The sequence below is a fragment of the Stenotrophomonas sp. Pemsol genome, from assembly GCF_003586545.1.
In the GTDB taxonomy this organism is placed as follows: domain Bacteria; phylum Pseudomonadota; class Gammaproteobacteria; order Xanthomonadales; family Xanthomonadaceae; genus Stenotrophomonas; species Stenotrophomonas sepilia.
The window spans coordinates 575188-587266 of the sequence record NZ_CP025780.1 but is presented as its reverse complement, the minus strand read 5'-3'; the positions used below and the strand labels follow the sequence as shown (position 1 = coordinate 587266).

At 65.8% G+C, this 12079-nt stretch carries 9 protein-coding genes; 5 read left to right on the top strand and 4 right to left on the bottom strand.

Annotated elements, in window-relative coordinates:
* The first annotated feature begins 231 nt into the window (after positions 1 to 231).
* From PEM_RS02650 to lpxH, 4 genes are all read left to right on the top strand, one after another.
* The gene (locus PEM_RS02650; RefSeq protein WP_005415457.1) at positions 232 to 3156 is read left to right on the top strand and encodes a TonB-dependent receptor; all 2925 of its coding nucleotides are present in this window, start codon (positions 232 to 234) and stop codon (positions 3154 to 3156) included.
* 170 nt (positions 3157 to 3326) lie between these two features.
* Positions 3327 to 4472 (top strand): glycosyltransferase family 1 protein, encoded by a 1146-nt coding sequence (locus tag PEM_RS02645; protein ID WP_053500127.1) that lies wholly within the window; start codon positions 3327 to 3329, stop codon positions 4470 to 4472.
* The gene (locus PEM_RS02640; RefSeq protein WP_111128356.1) at positions 4453 to 4992 is read left to right on the top strand and encodes a phosphatase PAP2 family protein; all 540 of its coding nucleotides are present in this window, start codon (positions 4453 to 4455) and stop codon (positions 4990 to 4992) included. Before PEM_RS02645 ends, PEM_RS02640 begins: the two co-directional genes overlap by 20 nt.
* A 93-nt stretch (positions 4993 to 5085) precedes the next feature.
* Positions 5086 to 5832: a UDP-2,3-diacylglucosamine diphosphatase gene (lpxH, locus tag PEM_RS02635; protein ID WP_095377045.1), complete on the top strand. Its 747-nt coding sequence runs from the start codon at positions 5086 to 5088 to the stop codon at positions 5830 to 5832.
* An 88-nt stretch (positions 5833 to 5920) separates the two neighbouring features.
* Here the strand turns inward: lpxH and PEM_RS02630 are convergent, their stop codons facing one another.
* A complete protein-coding gene (locus tag PEM_RS02630; RefSeq protein WP_069138938.1) occupies positions 5921 to 7174 on the bottom strand; it encodes a M12 family metallo-peptidase in 1254 nt (417 codons plus the stop codon).
* Between the two features lie 225 nt (positions 7175 to 7399).
* Between PEM_RS02630 and PEM_RS02625 the strand changes: the two genes are divergently transcribed.
* Positions 7400 to 8857, top strand: a complete 1458-nt coding sequence (locus tag PEM_RS02625) for a DUF2235 domain-containing protein (protein ID WP_111128354.1) — start codon at positions 7400 to 7402, stop codon at positions 8855 to 8857.
* 66 nt (positions 8858 to 8923) lie between these two features.
* On the opposite strand, the gene PEM_RS02620 is transcribed toward PEM_RS02625, so the two are convergent.
* The 3 genes from PEM_RS02620 to PEM_RS02610 are packed head-to-tail and all read right to left on the bottom strand — an operon-like array spanning position 8924 to position 12034.
* Complete coding sequence (locus PEM_RS02620; RefSeq protein WP_111128352.1) at positions 8924 to 9748, bottom strand: ferritin-like domain-containing protein; 825 nt, start codon at positions 9746 to 9748, stop codon at positions 8924 to 8926.
* 9 nt (positions 9749 to 9757) lie between these two features.
* Positions 9758 to 11224 (bottom strand): amidophosphoribosyltransferase, encoded by a 1467-nt coding sequence (gene purF / locus PEM_RS02615; RefSeq protein WP_049414284.1) that lies wholly within the window; start codon positions 11222 to 11224, stop codon positions 9758 to 9760.
* Positions 11225 to 11254: 30 nt separating this feature from the next.
* Entirely contained in the window at positions 11255 to 12034 is a 780-nt protein-coding gene (locus PEM_RS02610; RefSeq protein WP_005415448.1) for a CvpA family protein, read from the bottom strand.
* Positions 12035 to 12079 lie beyond the last annotated feature (45 nt).

The window sequence follows — 12079 nt, the reverse complement described above, 5'->3', positions numbered from 1 at the left end:
TCCGCACCACAAACGGCCCGCTGTGGGCAATCGCTGCCATCACGTAAGCGCCTGCTTTTGTTCACGTTTTGTGAAGGATGGCGCGGCCGCGTGACATAAATGGATACGAACCCTTTACAGAGCATTAACTAACGAGACTACTATCGGGTCACCGGCTCGGTCATCGACCCTGCTGGCTCCTTCGACGCCCACTTTGGCGTCCTGTGCACGACCTGAGAGAGAGAGCTCGCCATGACTTCACGCACCACCGCACTGGGGCAGGCCATCCGCTACGCCCTGGCTACCACTGCAGCGCTGGCAGCGCTGCCCGCGTTTGCCCAGGAAGGCAGCAACGCCAACCCGACCAACCTCGACCGCATCGAGATCACCGGCTCGCGCATCCGCCAGGTGGACGTGGAGACCGCCCAGCCGGTGTTCGCGATCAGCCGCAACGACATCGAAAAGCAGGGGTTCAGCTCGGTTGCCGACATTCTGCAGAACGTCACCGCCATGGGCAGCCCGACCATCAGCCGCGCCAATGCGCTGACCGCAGGCGAAAACGCGGGCGGCACCTACATCGACATGCGCAACCTGGGCACCCAGCGCACCCTGGTGCTGGTCAACGGCAAGCGCCTGGGCATCAGCACGTCCGGCTACCAGGACATCTCCACGCTGCCGGTGTCCGCCGTGGAACGCATCGAGGTGCTGAAGGACGGCGCCTCTGCGATCTATGGCTCCGACGCCATGGCCGGTGTGGTGAACATCATCACCCGTTCCAATGTCACCGGTGTGACTGCCAACGTCTACCACGGCCAGTACAGCCAGGGCGACGGTGCACGCGACCGCTTCGACGTTGTCGCCGGCTGGAGCAATGAGCGCGTGTCGTTGACCCTCTCGGCCGAGCATGCCGAAGAGAAGGGCGTGTGGGCGCGCGATCGCGGCTTCAGCAAGTACGGCATGACCGATCGCCATCCGTACGACAGCAGCAACTGGACCACGATCAGCCAGTACGGCCAGTTCACGGGTCTGCGCGGCCCGGGCTGTACCGCCACTGCGGGTTGCGGCTATTCCCTCAACCGCGGCGCGGATCCCACCAACCCGGCCAATTACCACCTCACCGATACCACGCCTTTCACCGGTGACGTGAGCAACGCCAACGACCAGATGCATGTGATGTATCCGGTCAAGCGCGACTCGGTCTATTTCGACGGCCGCTTCAAGATCACCGACAACGTCAACTTCCGCACCGAGCTGGGCTACAACAAGCGTGAGTCCACCCGCCAGATCGCGGGCTATCCGCTGCAGTCGAGCACCGCCGGTGTCGGCTCGATGTCGATCAACAGCTACTTCAACCCGTTCGGCCGCCAGCACGGTTACGCCAACCCGACCGCCGTGGCCTGGAACCGCCGTACCTGGGAAGTGCCGCGCGTGACCACCAGCGAGCTGAAGACCTACCGCGCGGTGGCGTCGTTCGACGGTTCGTTCGAGATCGGCAGCCGCTACTTCGACTGGGAAGTGGGCTACCAGTACAACCGCAATGAACTGGAATCGGTGGCCACCGGCAACCTGCACAAGGGTCGCGTCGCCGGCGGCGTCGGCCCGTCGTTCTACAACGCCGCCACTGGCAAGGTGCAGTGCGGTACCGCAGCTGCACCGATCTCCTACGACGTGTGCAAGCCGTGGAACCCGTTGGTTCCGTACGGCACGACGGCTGCCGATGGCCTGTACGGCAACGAAGAACTGCAGGCGTGGCTGTTCCCGGAAGAGATCACCAAGGGCCGCACCACCTCCAAGAACTTCTTTGCCAACATCGCTGGCAGCATCGTGACCCTGCCGGCTGGCGATCTCGGCTTCGCCTTCGGCGTGGAAAGCCGCAAGGAAGAAGGCAAGTACACCCCGGATGCCCTGGCCCAGACCGGCGCTACCACCAACCTGGCCGCAGGCCCGACCGGCGGTGACTACACCGTCAACGAGGCCTACCTGGAAGTGAACGTTCCGGTGCTGGCCGACCTGCCGGGCGCGAAGGAACTGACCTTCAATGGCGCAACCCGCTTCTCGGACTACAACACCTTCGGCAACACGCTCAACAGCAAGTTCGGCTTCAAGTGGAAGCCGATCGACTCGCTGATGGTGCGTGGCACCTGGGCCGAGGGCTTCCGTGCACCGACCATCAGCGACCTGTTCGGTGGTGGTTCGGAGACCTTCGCGCAGTTCAGCGATCCGTGCGACACCCGTTTCGGTTCCTCGGCCTCCAGCGCCGAAGTCCGTGCACGTTGCGCACGCGACATCGCCAATGCGAATACCTTCCGCCAGCTCCGCCAGGGCGGCACCCCGGTGAACACGTCGACGGACGCGACGCCGGTGCCGTTCACCTCCGGGTCCAACCCGCTGCTGACGCCGGAAACCTCGACCAGCAAGACGCTGGGCCTGGTCTGGAGCCCGAGCTTCATCCAGGGCTTCAACGCCTCGCTGGACTGGTGGAAGATCCGCATCGACAACACCATCATCGCCGACACGCCGACCCAGATCCTGCAGGACTGCTACGAGTCGGGCATCGAAGCGCGCTGCTCGCGCTTCCAGCGTGACCCGGTGACCGGCATCGTGACCAACCTGAAGTTCGGCAACCGCAACGCGGGCTTCATGGAAACCGAAGGCTACGACCTGGACGTGAGCTACCGTCTGGACACCCGGTTCGGCAAGTTCAACGTGAACTCGGCCACCACCTACGTGTCCAGTGCGACCTACCGCACCTCCAACGACAACTCGATCGTTCCGATCGTCACCAACGGCATCGGCAGCGCCTTCCGCGTCCGTTCCAACCTGGTGCTGGGCTACGAGCGGGGCAACTTCGGCGCGAGCTGGACCGCGCGTTACTACTCGGGCGTGAAGGAAACCTGCTCGAACATCGCGCTGTACCCGGACGAATGCTCGGATCCGGGTGTGTATGCACCGTGGTACAAGGGCGCCCGCAACTACAACGAGCGTGGTGCGGTCACCTTCCACGACGTGCAGGTGCGTTACTCGCTGCCGTGGGATGCCACCGTGTCGGTCGGTGCCAACAACGTGTTCGAAAAGACCGGCCCGATCATGTACAGCAAGCCGAACTCGGCCTTCTCGTACTACGGTGGCTACGACATCGGCCGCTTCGTCTACATGAAGTACCAGCAGCGCTTCTGATCCATCGCGCTGTGACATGAAGCACCAGGACCACGGCCCTTCGGGGCCGTGGTTTTTTGTTGGCCGCAGCGCCCCTGCGGTGGCCGGCGCCCCCGTCATCTGACGGTCGCAAAGTGGTCATGTCGGCTACATCGCCAGGGCCGAGCATGCCGGAAACCGGGAGGCCCGCCATGCGCTATGCCATCGTCACCGAGACCTATCCGCCGGAAGTCAACGGCGTCGCCCTCACCGTACAGGGCCTGGAGCAGGGTCTGCGTGCAGCCGGACACGAGATCGACCTCGTCCGCCCCCGCCAGTCCACCGAAGCGCTGGATTCGGCACCCGGCACCTTGCTGGTTCCCGGCGCTGCCCTGCCCCGCTACCCCGGCCTGCGCTTCGGCCTGCCAGCCCCGATCCGGCTGGGCCGCCATTGGCAGAATCAGCGTCCGGATGCGGTCTACATCGCCACAGAAGGTCCACTCGGCTGGTCGGCACTGCGTACCGCACGTCGCCTCGGCATTCCGGTCGCCAGCGGCTTCCACACCCGCTTCGACGAATACCTGCCCGACTATGGCGTGGCATGGCTGCAGGCCGCGGCCATGCGCTGGATGCGCCGCTTCCACAACCAGGCGGACGCTACCCTGGTGCCGACCCGCGAACTGCAGCAGTTCCTCGGCGAACAGGGCTTCGAACGCGTGCGCCTGCTGGCCCGTGCGGTGGACAGCCAGCAGTTCGATCCAGGCCGGCGCGATCCTGCACTGCGCGAGGAATGGGGCGTGGATGGCAACGGCCTGGTGGCGATCTATGTCGGCCGCATTGCTGCTGAAAAGAACCTCGGCCTGGCGGTGAAGGCATTCCGCCGCCTGCAGCAGATCCGGCCCAAGGCACGCTTTGTATGGGTGGGTGACGGCCCGGCCCGCGAGAAGCTGGCACATGAAAATCCCGATTTCATCTTCTGTGGCATCCAGCGCGGCGATGCGCTGGCCCGCCACTTCGCCAGCGGCGATCTGTTCCTGTTCCCCAGCCGCAGTGAGACGTTCGGCAACGTGACTCTGGAAAGCATGGCCAGCGGCGTGGCCACCGTGGCCTTCGACTACGGCGCCGCGCGTGAGTACCTGCGCAACGGCGAGAACGGCGCAGCGGTGGACAGCGACGAGCAGTTCATCGAGGCCGCCGTGCAACTGGCCGCCGATGACGCGAAACGCCACGAACTGGGCGGCAATGCCGCACGCGCGATGAAGCGATTGCATCCACAGCAGGTGGTGGCCGAGTTCGATGCGTTGCTGGCCGAGCTTGCGCAGTCGCGGAGGAGCGGCCATGCGCACCACGCCGCTTGAACTGCTGGCAGGGCGCGAGGCACGCTTGTGCCGGCGGGCGAACCACTACTGCCGGCGCCGCCGCGTGCGCCGCCTGTTCGCGGCCATCAGCCGTCTCGGCGATGGCGTGTTCTGGTATGTGCTGATGGCTGCGCTGGTGGTGCTGGATGGCTTCGATGGCCTGCGCGCCTCGGTGCACATGGCCGCCACCGGCCTGGCCGCATTGCTGCTGTACAAGGGCCTCAAGCGCTGGACGCGCCGCCCGCGGCCTTACGCGGCCGATCTTCGCATCCGCGCCTGGGTGGCACCGCTGGACGAATTCAGCTTCCCCTCCGGGCACACCCTGCACGCAGTGTCGTTCACCATCGTCGCACTGGCCTACTACCCCTGGCTGGCACCCTTGCTGGTGCCGTTCACCCTCGGCGTCGCACTGTCGCGGGTGGTGCTGGGCCTGCACTATCCTTCCGACGTGCTCGCCGCCACGGGCATCGCCGTCCTGCTGGCTTCGGCCAGCCTGACCTGGCTGCCGCTGCCGGTGTAGCCCCGGGGTCAGATCCTTTTCCTTCGGAAAAGAGATCTGACCCCCACAATACCGGCGGCGCTACCATCATCATTGATGGCCTAGAATGCAGGCATGACCACGTTGTTCATATCCGACCTGCACCTGGACCCCAGCCGTCCGGAGATCACCGACCTGTTCCTGCGCTTCCTGCGCGAGCAGGCGCCCGGCGCCGATGCGCTGTACATCCTCGGCGACCTGTTCGAGGCCTGGATCGGCGACGACACGCCCTCTCCGGCCGCCGATGCGGTGGCCGATGCGTTGAAGGTGCTGTCCGACAGCGGCGTGCCCGTGTACTTCATCCGCGGCAACCGCGATTTCCTGCTTGGCGAGGACTATGCGCGCCGTGCCGGCCTGCGCATCCTGCCCGACCCGTGCATGATCGAGCTGTACGGCCGCCCGGTGCTGCTGCAGCATGGTGACCTGCTGTGCACCGATGACATCCCCTACCAGCAGTTCCGTGCGCAGACCCGCGACCCGGTGTTCCAGGCGCAGTTCCTGTCGCAGCCGCTGGCCGCACGCATCGCCTTCGCGCAGAAGGCGCGCGAGGCGAGCCAGGCCCGCCAGTCGGAAATGAAGCAGGGCGATCGTGCGCAGTTCGAGACCGTCACCGACGTGGCCCCGTCCGAAGTCGATGCAACCTTCGTCCGCCACGGCGTGGACACCATGATCCACGGTCACACGCACCGTCCGGCGATCCACGCACTGCAGGCCGGTGGACGCGATTGCATCCGTATCGTGCTGGGTGACTGGTACGAACAGGGTTCGGTGCTGCGTGTGGATGCCAACGGTTGGTCGCTGGATACGCTCGCCCGCGATTGATGGATCGCAGGATGCCAACCAGGGTTGGCATCTACCCGAGCCGGTGAACGCGCCCGGGTAGACGCCGCCGCTTGGTCGGCGCTTGGCCTCAGCGGAAGGCCGCGATGGTGGCCTTGGTGTTGACCAGCACGCGCTGGTTGTCAGCGGTACTGGCATTGCCCATCGGGATGCCGTTGTAGCTGATGTTCGGGTTGGACCAGTAGTTCAGGCGCGGGCAGCTGCGGGTGCAGTTATAGGCCATGATCGTGCGCCAGCCGGTGCCGCTGGACGGCTCATAGCGGTAGCCGTGGCCATAGGCGTAGGGCGATGTGCTCGGGTCGGTGGCGATGTCATGCCGCGCGCTCTGCAGGTGGCCGATCTCATGCGCGAATGAGTAGTAGCCGGTCGCGCAATCCCAGTACACCGCCGCAAACGCCGTCGACGCGGTCGAGCCAATCCCCGAGGCCAGGCCGCAGTAGGCACTGTTGTTGATCAGCAGCACGCCGACATCGGCCGCGGTGGTGTTGCGGCTGGTGTGGATGCTGTCCATGTAGCCGTCGCTGGTGCCACGGAAACGCGACAGGTCGGTGGTGAAGTTGCCAGACTCGCTGTAGCTGGTGGTCTCGTAACCGGCCAGTTGCAGCGTCAGGCCGACGTTGCTGTTGCCGTAGCCCTGGTTGGACTCGGCCACCGCCAGCTGCACCAGCGACTGCATGTTGCCGCCATAGGCGGCGACGGCGGCATTGGTCGCCACCACCAGCACACGGATGGTCGCCGGCGTACCGGACGATGCCTGCGCGATGCCGATGCGATCGTTGTTGCCCATCGGGATCTTCGGCAGCTGGTTGTAGTCGGCCGGATGGTCGGCCGGCATCCGCGATTCATCCACTTCCACCAGCACGTGGCGGTTGCCCAACGGGCGCAGGCGATACAGCTTTCCATCCTTGCGGATCGAGCCGGTGACGGTGTCGCCCGAGCGCACCAGGATCAGCGAATTGCCGGGGTCGTCCTGGCCGTTGGAGGTGGCCGCGGTCAGTTTGTCCGAGGGCGAACGGAACTGGCCGTACCAGATGCTGCCGCCATCGGGCAGTGCTTCGACCTTGCTGCGCACCGCCTGCACCCGCCGGCCGAGCAGTTCGAATTCCAGCTGCGGTTGTGCAGTGGCTGCTGCATCGACACGCACTTCCTGTACCGTCGCCGTGGACGGGGTGGCCAGCAGCTTGCCCAGTGCGGGCTCGCTGTTTGCCGATGCGCGGCTGATGACCGTCACCGGCTCGAACAACGGTGCCGCATGCGCGGCCGCTGCCACCGACAAACCCAACACCAGGCCACCTGCCGCTTTGCCAATCGATCTGGACAACATTGCGTCGCTCCTTGAATGATGTGAACAGCGTTGATGCAGCACGACCCGGTTTGCCGGGTCTGGTCATATGGCCTGCGCGGGTCGTGTGAATTCAATAGGCGAGAGAAGTGAAAATCAGGATTTGTGATCGGCCGCATCTGGGTTAAGTAAGGTCAAAAGCGTTACTACACGTCGCTAACACACCGCTTTCGCGCTACCGTGACGCAGCCACGACGGGGAATGCACATGGCACCATCGCAGGACACGGACGAAGATGTCGGCTTGCTGCGGATCGGGCTGTTCTTCGATGGCACCCGCAACAACGCACACAACCTGGCCCGTGGCAGGCCCCAGCTGCCGCAGCCGCGCCCGGCGCAGCTGCGTGCGGATGACGATTCGACCTACCAGAGCCGGTTGACCAGCAGCTACGACAATGGCCTGACCAACATCGCCCGCCTGCAGCAGCTGTACCCGGACAGCCGCAGCGGGACATCGGCGCCCCCGTCCCTGTCGATCTACGTGGAAGGTGTCGGTACCCGCGATGACGCCGACGACGACCTGATCGGACTGGCGTTCGGCATTGGCGCCAGCGGTGTGCGCGCCAAAGTGCAGCGTGCGCTGCAGGTGCTGCTGCCGGCGGCACTGGGTGCACTCGCTGCACGCTGGCAGCGACCAGTGCGTGGCGTGCAGCTGGATCTGTTCGGCTTTTCACGGGGTGCGGCCGCCGCGCGCGATGTGGCCAACCAGTTGCAGGCCTGGGATCGCACCCGCTGGCGGCAGCTGTTGCAGGCCGCTGGCCTGTCCTGCACAACGGACTTCGCCCCGGCCGCTCCGCCGCTGCGCTTCATCGGCCTGTTCGACACGGTGGTTGCGGTCAGCGGTGGCCGCACCGACGAACAACCTCATCTCGCGCTGCATGCAGGCGTTGCCAGGCAGGTGCTGCAACTGAGCGCGCGTGACGAGCATCGCCAGCACTATCCATTGACCAGCGTGGCGCCAACGTTCACCGAGATCGCCCTGCCCGGCGTACACGCCAACATCGGCGGCGGCTACAACCAGCTCGAAGAAGGGCCCAAGCTGCTCAGTCGCCCGCGCCGGCAGCTGCTGCGCCGCCCGAGCGTGGCCGAGTACCAGACGCCACCGCTGGCGATCCTGCAGGCGACCACGGCCTACGCCGAGGCACAGGCCGACGCCGAGCGCTGGCGGCAGCAGTTGGGCCTGGACGAAAAGGAAGTCTGGGTGGATGTCTGGCACCAGTGGCAGCAACAGCGTCGCGCCGGCAGCCGCAGCGTAGTGCTGTCACCGGTGCTGTACGTGACGGCGGCCGTGGTGTTGCGCCGGCGCATCGACTGGCGCTACCAGCTGATCGCGCTTCAGGTGATGCAGCAGCATGCCATTGATGCCGGCGTGCGATGGACGGCCAATGCCAACGCAGTCCCCGGCTGGGAGCTGCCGTCCGCCCTGCAACCCATCGCACGACGACTGGTGGCCGGACAGCCACTGACGCAAACCCAGGAGGCGCTGTTGCGGCGGCGTTACCTGATGCAGTCGGCGCACTGGAACTTCGACGCGCTGGGCGACACCGCACTGACCTACGCCGCCGATGCCGGCGTCAGCGAGCTGCCGTACCGGCCGGGCCCCGGCCTGTTCTACATCAACCGTCCAACGGTGGATGGCAAGCGCGTGGTACTGCCGAACGCATGAAAAAAAGGGACGGAGGGAATTAAGTCGTTTTGGCACAAACGACTTAATTCCCTCCGTCCCTTTTTTTCAAACGGCCTGCTCGACCAGGTTGGCGAGTTCGTCCGCATCGAATCCAGCCAGCAGGCGCGCTTCGATGTTGAACGGCCCATGCAGGTAGCCGCCGGCGTACTCCACCAGCAGCTCCTTGAAACGCGCGCGCGGCTCGACACCGGCGCGGTCGCAGTACCAGCGATACCAGCGCGAACCGGCGGCAACATGCGCCACTTCCTCGCGCAGGATCACCTCCAGCACATCGGCGGTTTCGCCATCACCGACATTGCGCAGCTTCTCGATCATGCCCGGGGTGACGTCCAGGCCACGCGCTTCCAGCACGCGCGGCACCAGCGCCATGCGCGCCAGGCCGTCATGCGCGGTCTTTTCGCACATTTCCCACAGACCGTTGTGTGCGGGGAAATCAGCATAGTCGTGGCCATGCACCTGCAGGCGCTCGTGCAGCAGCATGAAATGCCGCGATTCGTCATCGGCACAGCTGACCCAATCAGCATGGAACGCCGACGGCAGGCCCCGGAACCGGTACACCGCGTCCCAGGCCAGGTCGATCGCGTTGAGCTCGATATGGGCGATGGCGTGGATGAAGGCAGCCCGCCCTTCCACGCCGCCCAGTCCACGCCGTGGTACCTCGCGCGGATGCACCAGCACCAGTCGTCCCGGACGACCCGGCATGCAGATCGGATCCGGCGGCGGCGCATCCGCGGCCACCTTCAGGCGACCGGCACGGAACGCGGCCGCATACGCCTGGGTCAATGCAACCTTGCGCAGCGGATCGGCTTCAGCCAGGCACTGCTGCGCAGCGCGCAGCAGGTCGCCACCAACGTCGGGCACATCCACCACGCCTGATCCTCAGGCGCGGCGCTTGTGCTTGGCATCGTCCGAACGCAACTGCTGGATGCGCTCGAAGTAGCCCGGCTCGATACCGGTCGGGTAGTGGCCGTTGAAGCAGGACGAATCGAAGCTGCGCAGCGCCGGGTTGCCTTCGCTCACCGCCGCTTCCATGTCTTCCAGGTCCTGGTAGATCAGCCAGTCGCAGCCCAGGTGGGCCTCGATCTCTTCCACCGTGCGGTTGTGCGCGACCAGCTCTTCGGCCGCCGGCATGTCGATGCCGTAGATGTTCGGGTAGCGCACCGGCGGCGCGGCGCTGGCCAGGTAGACCTTGCGCGCGCCGGCATCACGGGCCATCTGCACGATCTGCTGGCTGGTGGTGCCACGCACGATCGAATCGTCCACCAGCAGCACCACGCGGTTGCGGAACTCCAGGTGGATCGGGTTGAGCTTGCGGCGCACCGACTTCACGCGTTCCCCCTGCCCCGGCATGATGAAGGTGCGGCCGATGTAGCGGTTCTTGATGAAGCCTTCGCGGTACTTCACCCCGAGCACATTGGAGATCTCCAGCGCGGCATCGCGCGAGGTATCCGGGATCGGGATGATGGTGTCGATGTCGTGGTCCGGGCGCAGGCGCAGGATCTTCTCGCCCAGCTTGATGCCCATGCGCATGCGTGCCTTGTGCACCGAGACGTTGTCGATCATCGAATCCGGTCGCGCGAAGTACACGTATTCGAAGATGCACGGGGTGTGCTCGGCCGGCTCGGCGCAGATTTCCGAGAACAGCTCGCCGCGCGCGGTGATCACCAGCGCTTCGCCCGGCTGCACGTCACGCACGCGCTGGAAACCCAGTACGTCCAGTGCGGCCGACTCGGACGCCACGATGTACTCGTCGCCTTCTGCGTGGCTGCGCTTGCCCAGCACCAGCGGGCGGATGCCATGCGGGTCGCGGAAGGCCACCAGGCCCAGGCCCAGCACCACGCTGACCACTGCATAGCCGCCCTTGCAGCGGCGATGCACGCCGGCCACCGCGCGGATCGCGGCTTCCGGGCTGAGCTGGCGCTGCTGCTCCAGTTCGTAGGCAAACACGTTCAACAGCACTTCGCTGTCCGAATCGGTGTTGACGTTGCGCCGGTCCTGTTCGAACACCTGCTGGCGCAGCGCCTCGGTGTTGATCAGGTTGCCGTTGTGGGCCAGCGCGATGCCGTAAGGCGAATTCACGTAGAACGGCTGTGCCTCGTCCATGCCTTCCGAACCTGCCGTCGGATAGCGCACGTGCGCGATGCCGACGCTGCCTTCCAGCGTGGACATGGTGCGGGCGTCGAACACATCGCGGACCAGGCCGGTGGCCTTCTGCACCCGCAGGCGGCTGCCATTGGCGGTGGCGATACCTGCCGCGTCCTGGCCGCGATGCTGGAGAACGGTCAAGCCGTCATACAACTGCCCGGCGACGTTCTGGTTGCCGACGATTCCGACGATGCCACACATGGTGCGAGGTCTCCGCTGGGCTGTGCCCAGTTACAAGGAAGGTGGCCGTACCTGGCCGCGGTGGTCGCCGCGCCTGCGGTCGACATTGGCCGGATCGTCCGGCTCGATACTGTCCGGCAGTGCTGGGGCGTCCGGGCGCACTTCGGCCGGATCGTATGCATCGCCCTGTTCCGCTTTCGCGGGCCGCAGCCATCCGCCGCCCGCCACTACCTGGTTGAGGATGCCATTATCGCCTGCCGCGCCCGGCTTTCCCAACCCGGCGCCTGCGTTCTTCCCCAATTCCATCAATGCAGATGGGGACAGCATGTCGGTCGGCAAGGCCTTGGGCAGCATGTCGGCGCCGGGTACCTGCCAGTGCGGCAGCTTCCCGTTCATCCAGGCCACGGCCGGATTCAGCACCGGGCGAACCGCCGAGCGCTTCCAGGAGGGCTCGGCGGTCAGCGGGGTGAAGCCGGCCAGCAGCACCAGGATCGCCGCGATCAGGCCACCGCGCACGGCCCCCAGTACACCGCCCAGCAACCGGTCCAGGCTGGTCAGCATGCTGCGGTGGATCATCGCCTTGATGACCATGCCGATCACCGCGACCACGATCATCACGCCAATACCCACGCCCAGGTAGCCGCCGACGAAATGTTCGCCGCCAGGTGCCGCGGGTGCCGCCCACCAGCGCGCGGCATCGTTGCCGAAGGCGAAGGCCGCCCACGCGGCCAGCAGCCACGACAACGTGCCGATGACGATTCCCACGAAGCCACGCAGCATCCCGAGCAGGGTCGAGGCAGCGATCACGATCAGCAGCACCACGTCGATCATGGCGCCCCGCTCCTTCGGCGGCGCTGGCAACGGGCCTGCACGTCG